Below are 16,604 nucleotides of genomic sequence, written 5' to 3' on the forward strand. Positions count from 1 at the left end.
AAAAATACCCTGCAATATTTAGGAGCTGGGATAAAAACTGGGATAGACTAGCTAATATTTACAAGTATTCACCTCATTTAAAGAGACTAATGTACACAACAAATCCAATAGAAAGTTATCACAGAATGATACGAAAAGTAACCAAAACTAAAGGTGCATTCTCTTCAGAAAACGCAATCCTAAAACAGGTATACTTAGCTATTATGAATGCACAAACTAGATGGAATGGACAAATTTTTCACTGGTCTGCTATTCAAAATGATTTAAATGCGTATTTTAGTGATAGAATAAAATGAAATGACACAGTTTATTGAACACTCCCCTATTTAACAAAATACAAACCATTTAACCACCAACCCCTTTTAAACTTTTAAACCTTTAAACTTCTAAACTCTTAACTATTCCTCCTTCTGTCCCATCATCATCAAATACGCTTTCAAAAACGCATCAATTTCGCCGTTCATCACACCTTCAACATCACTGGTTTCGTGAGCGGTTCGAACGTCTTTGACTAATTTATAAGGATGCATCACATAGTTTCGGATTTGTGAACCCCATTCAATTTTCATTTTCCCGGCTTCAATATCGGCCCGTTGAGCCATTCGTTTGTTCAATTCAATTTCATACAATTGCGAACGAAGCATTTGCATCGCCCGTTGACGATTGTCTTGTTGTGAACGCGTTTCAGAGCATTGAATTTGAATTCCGGTTGGTTTATGAAACAACTGCACTTTCGTTTCTACTTTGTTCACGTTTTGTCCACCTGCACCACTCGAACGAGAGGTGATGATTTCTAAATCGGCCGGATTGATTTCAATTTCAATCGTATCATCCACTAACGGATACACATATACAGAAGCAAAAGAAGTATGGCGTTTGGCGTTACTGTCAAACGGTGAAATACGCACCAATCGATGCACACCGTTTTCCCCTTTGAGGTAACCAAAGGCATAATCGCCTTCAATTTCAAGGGTTACGGTTTTGATTCCGGCCACATCGCCTTCCTGAAAGTTCAATTCTTTTACTTTGTAACCTTCTTTTTCGGCCCACATGAGGTACATTCGCATGAGCATCGAAGCCCAATCACAACTTTCCGTACCACCTGCACCGGCAGTAATTTGCAATACGGCACTCAGGTTGTCGCCTTCCTCAGAAAGCATGTTTTTGAACTCAAGGTTTTCAATTAAGGTATTGGTTTGCTCAAAAACGGTATCTACTTCTTCCTCAGTAGCATCGCCGTCTTTGAAAAATTCAAAAACCATTTGTAATTCTTCCGATAAATTGACTGCTTTTTGGTAATCTTCTACCCATTTTTTCTTGGAACGTAAGTCGCGGACCACGATTTCAGCTTCTTTTGGGTTGTTCCAAAAGGTAGGGTCGAAGGTTTTTTCTTCTTCGTTGGTAATTTCAATTAACTTCTTATCGATGTCAAAGATACCTCCTCAACGCACCAAGGCGTTCTACAATACCTTTTATTTGTTCGGTATTTGTCATAATTGTTGTAGTTTTGTTCTTTGCAAAGGTAGGGACAAGATGTGATTTGTCCTAATCAAAAAGAAAAGTGATTTTTTGCCATAAATAATAATGAGCTTTGTCAAATTAAAAATAGAAATGCTATTGATTTAATGATTGGCTAATACTTAGATTTTTTGGTGATTATTTTGTTTAAACCATATAAGGCATATTAAGGATTGTAAGGGTGAAAATGAAGTAAATATAAAGTACAAATAAGAAAAAGAATATAAGCAATACAGTGTTTTACGCATGGAAATAAATTTAATTAGTGATACGGTAACCAAGCCTTCTTTAGACATGTTAAGGGCGATGTTTACGGCAAAAGTGGGTGATGATGTATTCAAACACGACCCTACGGTTAATGAATTAGAAGCCTATACGGCTGCTTTTTTTGGGATGGAAAAAGCCTTGTTTTTTCCTTCCGGAACTATGGCGAATCAAACCGCCATCAAATTACACACCCAACCGGGAGAGCAATTGATTGCCGATAAATATGCCCATATTTTTAACTACGAAGGAGGAGGAGTTTCCTTTAACAGTGGGGTTTCCTGTCGTTTATTGGAGGGTAATCGCGGGATGATTACAGCCGAGCAAGTGGAAGCCGCCATCAACCCACCGGATTTTTACCATAGTCCGTTAACCACATTGGTTTCCTTAGAAAATACAACCAACAAAGGTGGAGGAGCGTGTTATGAAATAGAAGATTTAATAGCCATTCGTAAAGTATGCGACCGTCACGGATTAAAATACCATTTAGACGGAGCACGATTATGGAATGCCTTGGTAGCCAAAAACCAAGACCCGTTGCAATTCGGGATTTTGTTTGACACCATTTCGGTTTGTTTTTCTAAAGGAATGGGAGCACCAATTGGTTCCGTTTTGTTGATGAGTGAAAAGGATTATCCTAAAGCCTTACGCATTCGAAAAGTATTGGGCGGTGGCATGCGACAAGCCGGTTATTTGGCAGCTGCGGCACTATATGCGATGGAACACAACATTGAGCGATTGACAGAAGACCATCGACGTGCAAAGGAATTAGGGGAGGTGTTATCCAAAACAAATTGGGTACAATCGGTGGAAGAAGTAGAGACGAATATTGTGATTTTTTCCGTTTTACCGCACATCAAAGACGAATTGGTGATTGAAAAATTAAAACAGAAAAACATTTCCATCAGTTCGTTAGGCAAAGGAAAATTGAGAATGGTGACCCATTTGGATTACAAAGAAGTGATGCATTCGTATGTAATGGAAGCGTTAGAGAAGATGTCGTTTTAGTGAATTATCCCGATTTAGAAAGCCATCTGAAAATGCCATTTTCATAGATAAGTTTACCGGAATATCTTCGTTTATCACCGGTATTTTGGTTGGTAATGAAATATTGATATTCCACCATTTTGTTTTGGGGGTTAAATTTCATACCAAAAGGAGTTCCGTCTTCCAATTCGGATTGTCTGGCGGTTATTTGTATTTCAGTTTCATTTTTGTTGCTTTGATGCATATTGGAAAGTGAAAATTTTCCAATCTTTATTTTGTTTTTGTTAAGCGTAATTATAGTTGCTACATAGTGTTCTTCTGAATAAATTCCGCCACCATCATAGCCTGAGTGTAAGACAATGTAATTTGATTCGTCCATTTGGATAATTTTATCAATTGGGAAGAAATTCGTTTCTACGACAGTTGGATATTTCTTATCTAAATTAAAATGGAGAAAAGAATTGTAAAAAGTATGGCAATTTGCCCCACAACTTTCTCCTTTGAAGATAAAGATTTTGAAACGGTTGTCAGGAGCATAAATGACTTTTCCATCCTCTATTCGATCATGTTCCGGTTGATCTACAAAGTTTTTCTTTACCAAATAATTTTGATATGTCGTGAGTATTTTTTGGTCTTTTAAGCCTGATATTTCGATTAATTCGATTTCCTTTTTGGGTAAAAAGTCATCATCATCTATGCCGTATTTCAATTTCTGTTTATTTATTTCTTTCAACAGAAAATTTTCTTTTTGTTGGAAGGTTTGGTCGCTAATAGAAGTCAATAATGCATTGTAGTAGTTGGATTTACTATTCTGGATGTCTAATCTTGTAAGCTTTTCTTCTTCGATGAAAAAAGTACCTTCTTTAAATGACAAATGTTCAATAGCAAATTGTTTTCTGGTTCCACCTTTGGTTTTAAAAACCAATTGCATGGTATCTTTTTGTTTGATAATATCAATAATCAAATCATTATAAACTACGCTTCCGCCCACCGAGAAGGTTTTGTTAGTTGGGTTAAAATGATAATTTGGGTGTTTATTTTTATGCTTGGATGGGTTGATAATGATATACTTTTTATCAAATTCTTTAGGTGTTAAGGGTTTATCATTTTCAAAGAATTTAAAATCAACAGATATGTAAAAGGAAGGTTGAGCAAAAGCACTAAATTGTACAACCACCAAAAGGAGAATGAAAAGATGTAGGCTTTTGCTCATTACTTTGTTTATCGAAACATATCCATACCAGGGATATTCGGCATACCTTCTTTGGCAACGGCAGCTAATTCAGCTTCATTTACGTTGGTTGCTTTTTGAATCGCTTTGTTCATAACCAAAATAAAATAGTCCTCTAGTTGTTCTTTGTCATCCAATAGAGAAGGATCAATTTCAATTGATTTTACGGTTCGATTAGCCGTTAACGTCACCTTTAAAAGTCCGTCATTGCTTTGTTCATCAATTAAAACGTGGTCTAATCGCTTTTTTGTTTCTTCAATTTTTTGCTGGGTTTCTTTCAATTTACCCATCATGCCCATTAAGTCGCCAAACATGTTAATAATTTTTATCGTTATTCATTTACAAATGTAGTATATTGCATAGTTTTGAGTAAGCATTTTTTTATGAAATTTACGATACGTTTAAGTTTAGTTTGCATTATTTTTGCAACTTCTTGTGCTAAAAAAGAGACAACCATGTCAGAAAACCTTGTTCCGCCGATGGCGGCGAAAAAAGATACCGTTTTAGAGAAACACGGTGACAAGCGAATTGATTCCTATTATTGGTTAAACGACCCCGAAAATCCTGAAGTAATTCAATATTTAAAGGATGAGAATACCTATTATGAAAAAATGACAGCTCATACGAAAGATTTTCAGCAACAATTATTTGATGAAATGAAAGCCCGAATCAAAGAGGATGATGAGTCGGTTCCGTATTTATACAATGGTTATTATTACATTACCCGTTTTGAAAAAGGGAAAGAATACCCCATTTTTTCAAGAAAAAAAGGAAGTTTGACCGCCAACGAAGAAATCATGTTTGATTGTAATGAGATGGCCAAAGGCAAAGCCTATTTCAAACTATCCGGACTCAATGTAAGCGAAGACAACAAATTGGTTTCTTTTGCTACGGATGAAACGGGGAGAAGAATTTACACTTTACAAGTAAAAAATTTAGAAACCGGTGAAATTTTAGCGGATAAAATTCCGAATGTAAACGGAGAGTCGGTTTGGGCAAATGATAACAAGACGTTATTCTATTCTACAAAAGATAAAAAGACGTTGCGTTCGGATAAGATTCACAAACATGTATTAGGAACGGATGCCAAAAAAGACGAATTAGTATATTTTGAAAAAGATGAAACATTCACCGTATATGTTGCCAAAACTAAATCGAAAAAATTTATTGTGATTGGGAGTACCAGTACGTTGACGTCAGAATTTCAAACTTTAAATGCAAATGAACCGAATGGAAAATTTAAGGTATTTCAACCGCGTGTGAGAGGATTGGAGTATAATATTTCACATTATAATGATCACTTTTATATTGTGACCAACAAGGATAAAGCGACTAATTTTAAAGTGATGAAAACACCGGATAATGCCACTGCTTCTTCCAATTGGGTGGATGTTATTCCACATGATGAAAAAGTGTTGATTGAAGGAATTGAGATTTTTAAAAACTATTTAGTAGTAGAAGAGCGTTCAAATGGTTTAAATAAAATCCGAATCATGCCATGGGACAAGAGTGGAGATTATTATTTGCCGTTTGACATTGAAACCTATTCAGCAGAGACAAATACCAATATCGACTTTGATACCGATATTTTACGTTATGGCTATCAATCATTGGCCACGCCATATTCCGTGATTGATTTTAACATGAAAACCAAAACCAAAGAAATCAAAAAAGAGTATGAGGTTTTAGGAGGAAAATTTGATAAGAACAATTATAAAGAAGAGCGAGTTTGGGCCACTGCGACGGATGGAACCAAAATACCGATTTCAGTAGTGTACCGTAAGGAAATGAAGAAAGACGGTAATAATCCATTATTGTTATATGCATATGGTTCGTATGGTTATTCAATGGAACCCAATTTTGATTCCACTATTTTAAGTTTGTTAGACAGAGGGTTTATTTATGCTATTGCTCATATTCGCGGAGGAGAAGACATGGGTAGACAGTGGTATGAAGACGGAAAATTATTGAAAAAGAAAAACACGTTTACCGATTTTATTGACTGTTCAAAATTTATGATTGAACAAAAATTTACAAGTTCAAAACATTTGTATGCACAAGGTGGATCTGCCGGTGGCTTATTAATGGGAACTATTGTGAATATGGCTCCTGAATTATACAATGGTGTGATAGCGGCTGTTCCATTTGTAGATGTCATTACCACTATGTTAGATGATTCTATTCCGTTAACAACCGGAGAATATGATGAGTGGGGAAATCCGAATGATAAAGTGTATTACGATTATATGAAGTCCTATTCGCCTTATGACAATGTTAAGGCTCAAGATTACCCAAACATGTTGGTTACCACAGGCTTACATGATTCGCAAGTACAATATTGGGAACCGGCAAAATGGGTGGCAAAGTTGAGAACTTTAAAAACAGATAAGAAAGTTTTGTATTTAGACACCAACATGGATGCCGGTCATGGTGGGGCATCCGGAAGGTTTGAAGCCTTGAAGGAATTAGCAAAAGAATTTAGTTTTTTATTAGATTTAGAAGGAATTAAGAAATAAATCAATTTTTTTTATACATTTGCATGGTTCTAAGGTTTACAAAAATTTTATAAAAATTTTACCTTGACTAACATATTTTTTATGAAAGAACAAATCAAAGCTTATAATAGTGTGTTGGATTTAATAGGAAACACTCCTCTAATAAAGCTCAACAACGTCACATCAAATCTAGAAGGTAATTATTACGCTAAAGTAGAAGCATTCAATCCTGGTCATTCTACAAAAGACAGAATAGCACTTTATATTATTGAAGAAGCTGAGCGTCAAGGAATACTTTCACCAGGAGATACCATCATTGAAACTACTTCAGGAAACACAGGATTTAGTTTAGCGATGGTAAGTATCATCAAAGGTTACAATTGTATTTTAGCGGTAAGTTCTAAATCATCTAAAGATAAAATTGATATGTTACGTAGTATGGGAGCAAAAGTGTATGTTTGTCCCGCACACGTTTCAGCTGATGATGAACGTTCATATTATAATGTTGCTAAACGTTTACACGAAGAAACGAAAGGTTCAATATACATCAATCAATATTTTAACCAATTAAATATTGATGCCCACTACAAAACAACCGGTCCGGAAATCTGGGAACAAACCAACGGTAAAATTACTCATTTAATAGCCTGCAGTGGAACAGGAGGAACATTATCCGGTACTGCAAAATATTTAAAAGAGAAAAATCCGAATATCAGAATTCTAGGCGTTGATGCGTATGGTTCAGTATTAAAAAAATACCATGAAACGAAAGAGTTTGATAGCGAAGAAATTTACCCTTACCGCATTGAAGGTTTAGGAAAAAATTTAATTCCTACAGCTACTGATTTTGACGTAATTGACAAATTCATTAAAGTAACCGACGAGGAAAGTGCTCACACTACTCGTGAAATTGCAGTTAAAGAAGGATTATTTGTAGGATATACCTCAGGTGCAGTAGTACAAGCCATTCGTCAATTTGCTGAGGAAGGGGAGTTTGATTCCAATTCTAATGTAATTGCGATTTTCCCTGATCATGGTTCACGTTACATGAGCAAAGTATTCAGTGATGATTGGATGAATGAGCAAGGCTTCTTTGACAGCATAAACATGGAAGAAGTTCAGAAAATAGAATTTATTAAGTAAGCTTATTTTTTAGATAATAGAATATAGATAAAACGCCAAGTGATTTGCTTGGCGTTTTTTTATTCTGAAAATTGAAGATTACTCAAGTTTTTATAGATACCATTTTCAACTTCCATTAGTACTTTGTGTGTTCCTTGTTCAGCAATAATTCCATTATTCAATACCAAAATGGTATCCGCTGTGCGAATAGTGGATAAACGATGAGCAATGATGATACTCGTTCTGCCTTTCATCAGTGTTTCCAGAGCTTCTTGAACTAGTTTTTCACTTTCACTATCAAGAGAAGAAGTTGCTTCATCTAAGATTAAAATACTTGGATTTTTAAGTAATGCACGGGCAATTGCAATGCGTTGACGTTGTCCGCCCGAGAGTTTAATTCCTCTTTCGCCTACGAGGGTTTCAAATTGTTCCGGAAATCCGTTAATGAATTCTAAGGCATTAGCTTGTTGAGCAGCCAACTTTATTTCTTCAAAAGTAGCATCCGGTTTGCCGTAGGCGATGTTTTCTTTGATACTCCCACCAAAAAGAATGACGTCTTGTGGCACGATACTCATGTTTCCACGAAGTTCAGCTAAATCATATTCTTGGATATTTTTTTCGTCAATGATAATTTCACCTTTGTCCACATCATAAAAACGAAGCAGTAAAGCGGAAATAGTGGATTTTCCGGCACCACTCGTACCCACTAAAGCAATTTTTTGTCCAAATGTCGCTTGAAACGAAACATCGGATAAAACCGTAATTTCTTTTCGGGAAGGATAACTAAATCCCACATGATTAAACGATACATTACCTTTTAATTTTAAAGAAGTTCCGTTTTGAGTATTTTTGATACCTTCAGGTTTTTCGTCTAATAGTTCAAAAACGCGTTCTGTTGCTCCAACCGCTTTTTGAATTTGGGCATATAATTCAGCTATTCCACCAAAAGAGGCTCCCACAAAAGTAGAATACAAAACAAACGTAATCAATTGACCTACAGACATTTCCCCTTCAATACTTAAAGTGACACCAAACCAAACTACACCCACAATAGCACCAAATAAGCAAAAAATGATGAAAGAAGCAAAATAGCCCCGGTATTGTCCGCCTTTAATGGCAATGGACACAATTTCTTTAATTTTCGATTGATAGCGGTCTATTTCATACCATTCATTTGAAAAGGCTTTAACGTTAGAAATACCCTGTAATGTTTCTTCCACAATCACTTGACTTTCTGCCACGGTATCTTGTACTTTTTTAGAATATTTTCGAATAAAACGACCAAAAATAACCGCCGCAACAGCAACTAGGGGCACAATGGCCAACATCATCAAGGTAAGCTTAATGCTTTCACTAGCTAAAAGAATTACACCGCCGATAATTAATATGAATTGTCTCAGAAATTCTGCTATGGTTGTTGTTAAGGTATCTTGTATTTGGGCAATATCAGAACTGATTCTACTGTTTAATTCACCTACTCTTTTTTGCGTAAAAAAGTTCATAGGCAATTTGATTAAGTTGGCATACAAAGCAAAACGCAAATTAGCTAACGTGTTTTCGGTAAAATTGACAAAAAGAAAAATTCTAAAAAAGGAAAAAAAGGATTGCAAGAATAAAATTCCGAGTAATAATAAGGCAACATTGTTGGCAGCACTAAGGTCTTTATCTTTTACACAATCTACTAGCATTCCCATGAGTTTTGGAAAGGCTAGGGCAGTACCACCGGTGAACAATAAAAAAAGTAAACCTACAAAAAACTTCCAGCGATGTGCACCTGCATATCTAAAAATGGTAATTGCTTTGTTTAATGAAGTTGTATTTATTTTTGATTTTGGTAAATCATTTTCTTTGAATCGGGCCATTTTTTTGTTGTAAAGTAAATAATAAATAAATTAAGAAATGGGTCAACAATGTATAAATTACCATTGTTTACTAACTAAAAAAACTCCTTTTGAAGGAGTTTTATATATAGCTATTCAAGTTGATTTATTCCTGCATGGTGTGGTACACATTCATCACATCATCATCTTCTTCAATTTTTTCCAATAGTTTTTCTACGTCTGCCACTTGCTCAGGGGTTAATTCTTTGGTTACTTGTGGAATGCGTTCAAAACCGGAAGATAAGATTTCGATATTACGGTTTTCCAGTTCTTTTTGAATGGCACCAAAACTTTCAAAAGGAGCATACATTACGATTCCGTCTTCATCAGCAAAGATTTCTTCTACACCAAAATCAATCATTTCTAATTCTAAATCTTCTACATTTTGACCTTCAGCCGGTATTCTGAAATTGCAGGTATGATCAAACATGAATTCAACAGAACCTTGTGTGCCTAATGCTCCATTACATTTATTAAAATAACTGCGAATATTCGCTACGGTTCTATTGTTGTTGTCGGTAGCTGTTTCAATTAAAATAGCAATTCCATGAGGAGCATAGCCTTCAAAAAGTACTTCTTTAAAGTTAGCAGTATCTTTATCGGAAGCTTTTTTAATCGCTCTTTCCACATTATCTTTCGGCATATTCGCCGCTTTCGCATTTTGAATAACCGCTCTTAATCGTGAATTGGTTTCCGCATTCGGACCACCTTCTTTAACGGCCATTACAATATCTTTTCCTATTCGGGTAAATGTTTTGGCCATGGCTGACCAACGCTTCATTTTTCGTGCTTTTCTAAATTCAAACGCTCTTCCCATTTCTATTTATTTCAAAGTTCTGTATTCGTTTTCCAAAGTTCAAAATTGTGGTGCAAAAATAGTATTTAAACTAAAATTTCAAAAACTTTTACTTCTTATAAAAAGGCATTTTGACCACTTTTGCCAATACTTTATTATTTCTGATTTGGATATAAATTTCAGAATCAATTGCTGAATGTTCTGTTTTTACGTAACCCATTCCAATTCCTTTTCCAACAGTAGGAGCCATTGTACCGGATGTTACAATTCCAATATTGTTTCCATTCGCATCTACAATCTCGTAGTCATGACGCGGAATTCCTCTTTCCAACAATTCAAAACCTACCAATTTTCGAGAAACACCTTCTTCTTTTTGTTTTTTCAGGTTTTCGGAATTGACAAAGTCTTTGGTAAATTTGGTTATCCACCCTAAACCGGCTTCAAGTGGAGAAGTCGAATCGTTGATGTCATTTCCATACAAACAAAATCCCATTTCCAAACGCAAAGTATCGCGAGCCGCTAGACCAATTGGTTTGATACCAAAAGGAGCACCTGCTTCAAATACTTTGTTCCATATTTGTTCTACTTCGGAATTTTTACAATAAATTTCAAATCCGCCCGAACCGGTATAGCCGGTAGCCGAAATAATTACATGTTCAATTCCGGCAAAATCGGCCACCTCAAAATGATAGTATTTGATTTCTGATAAGTTCACTGAAGTTAAGGCTTGCATCGCTTCAACCGCTTTTGGTCCTTGAATTGCTAACAAGGAATAGTCATCCGAAAGGTTTTTCATGTCCACACCTAAATCATTGTGAGACGAAATCCAATTCCAATCTTTTTCAATATTGGAAGCATTTACGACCAATAAATATTGTTCCTCTTTCATGCGATACACAATCAAATCATCTACAATTCCGCCCTCTGCATTAGGTAAACACGAATATTGGGCTCTACCTATGGTTAATGTTGACGCATCATTAGAAGTCACTTTTTGAATCAAAGCCAGTGCATTTGGTCCGGTTAGTAAAAATTCACCCATGTGGGAAACATCAAAAACCCCAACACCGTTCCGTACGGTTTCATGTTCTGCTGTTACTCCTTCATATTGTACCGGCATATTAAATCCGGCAAACGGAACCATTTTTGCTCCTAAACTTTCGTGAATATGCGTTAACGCTGTATTTTTCATGTGTAATATTTGTAAAATTTGAAGTGGCTAATGTATTAAAAATAATGCGATTTTGAGGTGGTATTTTGTACATAAATTTGATAATTGTGAATAAAAAGAGGCTTTGCTTTTCATTCTTTCAGAAATGCATCAACCTGAAAAAAAATTTTTTATCATGAGCGGAAAGGCCTATATTTACTCATTATTAAATTTTGAATACGAATTACCTCGTACTATGAAGCCGGAAGAAAATACGCTATCGCACCAAACAGAAAAAGAAATCATTGATCCTCAACTGAATATCCTGCTTACTACCGATGAAGATGATGACCGACCGGTGTATATTTCAGGGAATTTTAACCAATGGATTACGCAAGATAAGCGTTTCCAAATGGATAAAGTGGCCAAAGGTTTATACCATTACACATTTGCTCCTGATTTTGTATATCCTGAAGAATTATTATACAAATTTACCCGTGGCGATTGGAGTGAGGTTGAAATTGACAAATACGGAAACCGAACCGAAAACCGTTCGTGTAAACAACATTCCGGAGTACGAAAAGAACATGTGGCCAAATGGCGACACAACTGGTTGCCTTTTAAACCCAACTTTTTACCCAAAGTTCACTTAATTTCGAAAGAGTTTGAAATTCCACAGTTGAACAAAACCCGCAAAGTTTGGGCCTTGTTACCGCATGATTATGAAACATCAACCGAACATTATCCGGTGATGTATTTACAAGATGCTCAAAATTTATTCAATGAAAAAGCCCAATACGGCAATTGGGAAATTGATAAAAAACTCGCTGTTATGGCAGAGTATAAAATCGGTAAAATCATTGTTATTGCTGTTGAGCATGCTGATAATGAACGAATCATCGAATACAATGTGGGCAATACCGTTTTAGGTGCCGGTCAAGGAAAAAAATACATTCGTTTTTTAACCGATACGTTAAAGCCTTTTGTAGATACTAATTTTCGCACCAAACCCGAACGGGAGCACACCGGAATAGGTGGGAGTTCGATGGGAGGATTAGTGAGCATTTTCAGTGGCATTATGTATCCGGAAGTGTTTGGGAAGTTGATGATTTTTTCGCCCTCATTGTGGGTAGTACCAAAAATAAAATTATCGTTTTTAGATATGGAAGAACCACAAGAAACCCGCATTTATTTGTATGCCGGCGGAGATGAAAGTGCAACTATGATTGACCATGTAAAAAACTTTAAAAAGCGATTATTAAAACGAAAATCGTTAGAAGACAAAATGAAAGTGCGATTAAGCATCAACGAATTTGGCAAGCACAATGAAATCTATTGGAGTGACGAATTCCCCAAAGCAATCGAATGGTTGTTTTTTAGTACAAAAGAAGAATAAAAATTATGAAAATAAAGCATTTAAACAAAGTTAGTTCAACAGAAAGTTTAGTATTGGTTCCCGTTTTGGAGATAGAGGAAACTGTTCAATATTTATCGTTATCGGTTTCTAATTCTATTTTTTCCGGAAAGAAAGATACCCATTATGCGTTAGAGAAAGTGGGTGTTGTTTATCTTTTTATTGGTTTGGGAAAGAAACCGATGGTAACCGATTTTAAGAAAATATTCAGACGTGTGGCTCAAAAGCAAGCCTCTTTTTTTCAAAAAGAAACGTCTCTGTTTTTACCTGACTTTTTTACGGATGAATGGGCTGCTGCGGCTGTGAACGGATTAGTTTTAGGCACCTATCAATTGGGACATTACAAAAAAGAGAAAAAAGTACATCCGTTACAGGAAGTGCGATCGGTATTGAATATTGTGAGTGCCACCAATCGCCAAAAAGCAGTTGAATTGGGTTTAAAAACGGCTCAAGCTCAATTGGAAACTTTTCATTTGGTTGATTTGCCACCTAATAAAATTACCCCTAAACATTTGGCCAATTGGTCAATCGATTTAGGCAAAAAATTCAAATTGGAAGTGGAGATCATCGGAGCAAAAAAAGCCAAAGAAATCGGATTACATGCCTTTATTTCTGTTGGAAAAGGTAGTGCCAATGAAGCCCAATTTATTGTTTTAGATTACCAACCGAAAAACGCTCAAAAACATTTTGGTTTGGTGGGTAAAGGCATCACGTTTGATACGGGAGGTTTGAACATTAAAACTGCCGGAATGGTACATATGAAATGTGATATGGCGGGTGGTGCGGCCGTTTTAGGTGCCATGCAATTGATAGCCGATTTGAAATTACCACATCGTGTTACGGCAATTGTACCGGCTTGCGAAAATTCAGTAGATGCTCAATCCTTTTTGCCTAGTGATGTCATAGAAAGTTATAGCGGACATACGATTGAAATCATTGATACCGATGCCGAAGGCCGTTTAATTTTAGCAGATGGATTATCATATCTCATCAAAAATTACAATCCCGAAACGATTATAGATATTGCTACCTTAACCGGAAGCAGTGTAGCTACATTTGGTTATGAATGTGGTGCTTTGTTTACGAATAATGAACAACTATCTAAAAAACTTCAAGAGGCCGGAACCAAAACTGGGGAACGTTTGTGGCCTTTGCCACTTTGGGAGGCGTATCAATCTGATATTGAAAGTGAAATTGCCGATGTAAAGAATTATTCCGGGAAACCGGTTGCCGGAGCGATTTCAGCTGCGAAGTTTTTAGAATTTTTTACTGACAATCATCCTTCTTGGGCACATTTGGATATTGCCGGAGTGTCATTTGTGGACGATGAATTTGCCAAAACCAAACATGCCACGGCATTTGGTGTACAATTAATTACTACTTTTATTCAAAATCAATAGGTTATGGAGCAAACTACCAAAACATTTATTTGCATTTCCAATTATTTTAAGGGAAATGATTTTTTAATTAACATGAAGCGATTAGGAAACAAGGTATTCTTGATTACTTCCGAGAAATTACGGGATAAACCTTGGGCATTTGATTCCATTGATGAAATTTTTTACATGCCCGGACAAGATATCGATTGGGATTTGGATATGCTTTTGCACGGTGTGGCCGGATTGATGCGAAAAGAAAAAGTAGATGCCATCGTAGCGTTAGACGATTTTGATGTGGAAAAAGCTACTTTTTTGCGAGAAAATCTACGAATGGCAGGTATGGGACAAACCACCGGAAGGTATTTTAGAGATAAATTGGCCATGCGGGTAAAAGCCCAATCTGAAGGTGTACCTGTGCCGGCATTTAGTGCGTTGTTCAATGATGAGTATATCAATCACTTTGCGGATACTGTTTCTCCCCCTTGGGTGTTGAAGCCCCGTTCTGAAGCTTCTGCTTCCGGAATTATGAAAGTGCATACTAAAGAGGAATTGTGGCAAAAAATTCACGAATTAGGAGATAATCGTATCAAATATTTAGTGGAACAATTCAAACCCGGAGCGGTGTATCACTGTGACGGATTGAATTTTAACGGAAAAGTGTTGTTTAGTATTACTTCACAATATTTGGCTACGCCAATGGAAATTTCGCAAGGCGGTGGGATTTTCAGAAGTGCCAACATTCCGTACAATAATGCTGATGATAAAGCGATAAAAAAAGTAAATGAGCAAGTAATGAAAGCGTTTGGAATGAAACACGGTGCCACGCATACTGAATTTATCAAATGTAATGAAGACGGAAAAATTTACTTTTTAGAAACGTCTTCCCGAGTAGGTGGAGCTCATTTAGCGGAAATGGTGGAAGCCGCTTCCGGAATTAATTTATGGGGTGAATGGGCTAAAATTGAAGATGCATTAGTTCGTTATGAAACCTACAAAGTTCCAACTCCTAAAAAACAATATGCCGGAATAGTGTTGACGTTATCCAAATACGAACATCCAGATTTGAGTGGGTTTAACGATAGTGAAGTCTGTTTCAGAGTACCTTTAGAATACCATGCCGGATTGATTGTAAAATCAGATAAGCACGAACGTGTTCGGGAATTGTTAGACGATTATGCAGAACGATTGGTGAAGGATTTTGCGGCTGTTGCTCAACAACAGGAAGTGAAGAAGTTGCATTAATTTATTTTTTAGCCACGAATTACACGAATATACACGAATTATCTGATTGACAAACTGTTATTTTTTTAAATTAGTGAAAATTCGTGAAATTTGTGGCAAATAACTTTATGAAGAAATATTCAGCTTTAAACTTCCACAAACACTGTTTTTGCTTTTAAAAATTATGTTTACACCTGACAGGTTTCAAAAACCTGTCAGGTGTAGTTAACTTAGAGAAAATATTTTTATGATTAGATTAAGTTGCCTTATTTTTTTTGTTGCTATTTAGTTGCAAAAACGAAAAAGTTTTCAAAGAGTCTGATTATGATAAAAAACAGGCCTTGGTAACAGAAACTAAAATAGTATATAAATCTTTTCGAATAAAAGAATACCTTTTAAACTATAAAGTATTCATAGATTCAAATTTAACTTTGTCCAAAAAATATTTGGAAGGAGATTTTAGAACAAATGAAAATCAACCTATTGTAGTTTATATCAATAAAAAAGATTCTTCCGATTATTTCATTGCACATAAAGGAATAATAGATAATGATTTGTTGTTTAATTATTTAAAAAAGGAAAGAGTTCCATATTACATAAAAAACATAAAAAGAATAAATCTCAAACATTGAAGAAATATTCAGCTTTAAACTTCCACAAACACACTTTTTGCCTTTGGAAAGAAGTTTCGCAATCGGATTTTGATTTACAGCAATCGCAGTTCAAAAGCAAGTCGGGAAGTGAATATTATTTTACAGAAGAGGGTGTTTATCGGATTTCTAATCATTGGGGTAGGGTGGCTAATTGCCGTTGGCGTTTGCTTCCGTTAAGTGATTATAAAAATCAACATACAAAAATTGGTTTTGCCAATTGGATCGATTTTTATGCGAATGATGAAACCGCCAACTTATTTTTTATTCAAGTCAATTGGGAACAGAAAACAGCTGACTTTTTTCATAAAGACATGCCTTTTTATAATGGAAAAGCTACGTTGCGAAATGCATCAGAAACCGCCAAAACTCTCAAAAAAATCAAACTCATTTTGAATGAAGATACTTGGGCGAAGTATTTGAATTATGAGAATTTGGAGGAGTTGAGAATAGAAATGGTGAAGAAATTAATCTAAAATTAAACATTAAGCAATTAA

The 16,604-nt window shown here is 35.7% G+C and carries 15 protein-coding genes; 9 read left to right on the top strand and 6 right to left on the bottom strand.

Going from position 1 to position 16,604, the window contains the following annotated elements; all coding sequences use genetic code 11:
* On the top strand, positions 1–296 hold a 296-nt coding region (locus H601_RS15000), incomplete at its 5' end, for a transposase (protein WP_035655361.1).
* Positions 297–398: 102 nt separating this feature from the next.
* On the opposite strand, the gene prfB is transcribed toward H601_RS15000, so the two are convergent.
* Positions 399–1,494, bottom strand: a protein-coding gene (gene prfB / locus H601_RS0101385) for a peptide chain release factor 2 (RefSeq protein ID WP_156900315.1) whose coding sequence is annotated in 2 segments (ribosomal slippage) — positions 399–1,430 and positions 1,432–1,494 — 1,095 coding nt in all. Because the reading frame shifts where the segments join, the coding sequence is not laid out codon by codon here.
* A 270-nt stretch (positions 1,495–1,764) separates the two neighbouring features.
* On the opposite strand from prfB, the gene H601_RS0101390 reads away from it, so the two are divergent.
* Complete coding sequence (locus tag H601_RS0101390) at positions 1,765–2,790, top strand: threonine aldolase family protein (protein ID WP_026709851.1); 1,026 nt, start codon at positions 1,765–1,767, stop codon at positions 2,788–2,790.
* Between the two features lie 4 nt (positions 2,791–2,794).
* On the opposite strand, the gene H601_RS0101395 is transcribed toward H601_RS0101390, so the two are convergent.
* Positions 2,795–3,982: a hypothetical protein gene (locus H601_RS0101395; protein WP_156900316.1), complete on the bottom strand. Its 1,188-nt coding sequence runs from the start codon at positions 3,980–3,982 to the stop codon at positions 2,795–2,797.
* Between the two features lie 8 nt (positions 3,983–3,990).
* Positions 3,991–4,314 (bottom strand): YbaB/EbfC family nucleoid-associated protein, encoded by a 324-nt coding sequence (locus H601_RS0101400; protein WP_026709853.1) that lies wholly within the window; start codon positions 4,312–4,314, stop codon positions 3,991–3,993.
* A gap of 141 nt (positions 4,315–4,455) precedes the next feature.
* On the opposite strand from H601_RS0101400, the gene H601_RS0101405 reads away from it, so the two are divergent.
* Together H601_RS0101405 and capA are read left to right on the top strand one after the other, a co-directional pair.
* Positions 4,456–6,516, top strand: a complete 2,061-nt coding sequence (locus H601_RS0101405; RefSeq protein WP_156900317.1) for a S9 family peptidase — start codon at positions 4,456–4,458, stop codon at positions 6,514–6,516.
* An 81-nt stretch (positions 6,517–6,597) separates the two neighbouring features.
* Positions 6,598–7,638: a cysteate synthase gene (gene capA / locus H601_RS0101410; protein WP_026709855.1), complete on the top strand. Its 1,041-nt coding sequence runs from the start codon at positions 6,598–6,600 to the stop codon at positions 7,636–7,638.
* 59 nt (positions 7,639–7,697) lie between these two features.
* Here the strand turns inward: capA and H601_RS0101415 are convergent, their stop codons facing one another.
* From H601_RS0101415 to gcvT, 3 genes are all read right to left on the bottom strand, one after another.
* Positions 7,698–9,479 (bottom strand): ABC transporter ATP-binding protein, encoded by a 1,782-nt coding sequence (locus H601_RS0101415; protein WP_026709856.1) that lies wholly within the window; start codon positions 9,477–9,479, stop codon positions 7,698–7,700.
* Between the two features lie 124 nt (positions 9,480–9,603).
* Complete coding sequence (locus H601_RS0101420) at positions 9,604–10,314, bottom strand: YebC/PmpR family DNA-binding transcriptional regulator (RefSeq protein ID WP_026709857.1); 711 nt, start codon at positions 10,312–10,314, stop codon at positions 9,604–9,606.
* 88 nt (positions 10,315–10,402) lie between these two features.
* Positions 10,403–11,485, bottom strand: coding sequence for a glycine cleavage system aminomethyltransferase GcvT (gene gcvT / locus H601_RS0101425; RefSeq protein WP_026709858.1), 1,083 nt, complete (start codon positions 11,483–11,485; stop codon positions 10,403–10,405).
* Between the two features lie 154 nt (positions 11,486–11,639).
* Between gcvT and H601_RS0101430 the strand changes: the two genes are divergently transcribed.
* The 5 genes from H601_RS0101430 (at position 11,640) to H601_RS15005 (ending at position 16,583) form a co-directional block, all read left to right on the top strand.
* Complete coding sequence (locus H601_RS0101430) at positions 11,640–12,839, top strand: alpha/beta hydrolase (RefSeq protein ID WP_245571596.1); 1,200 nt, start codon at positions 11,640–11,642, stop codon at positions 12,837–12,839.
* Positions 12,840–12,844: 5 nt separating this feature from the next.
* On the top strand, positions 12,845–14,257 hold the full coding sequence (locus H601_RS0101435) for a leucyl aminopeptidase family protein (RefSeq protein WP_026709860.1): 1,413 nt from the start codon (positions 12,845–12,847) through the stop codon (positions 14,255–14,257).
* A 3-nt stretch (positions 14,258–14,260) separates the two neighbouring features.
* Positions 14,261–15,478 (top strand): ATP-grasp domain-containing protein, encoded by a 1,218-nt coding sequence (locus H601_RS0101440; protein WP_026709861.1) that lies wholly within the window; start codon positions 14,261–14,263, stop codon positions 15,476–15,478.
* 320 nt (positions 15,479–15,798) lie between these two features.
* Entirely contained in the window at positions 15,799–16,089 is a 291-nt protein-coding gene (locus tag H601_RS0101445; protein ID WP_156900318.1) for a hypothetical protein, read from the top strand.
* Positions 16,086–16,583, top strand: a complete 498-nt coding sequence (locus H601_RS15005) for a hypothetical protein (RefSeq protein WP_035655396.1) — start codon at positions 16,086–16,088, stop codon at positions 16,581–16,583. The genes H601_RS0101445 and H601_RS15005 overlap by 4 nt, the downstream gene beginning before the upstream one ends.
* The last annotated feature ends 21 nt before the right edge of the window (positions 16,584–16,604 follow it).

It is taken from the genome of Flavobacterium filum DSM 17961, from assembly GCF_000425465.1.
In the GTDB taxonomy this organism is placed as follows: Bacteria; Bacteroidota; Bacteroidia; order Flavobacteriales; family Flavobacteriaceae; genus Flavobacterium; species Flavobacterium filum.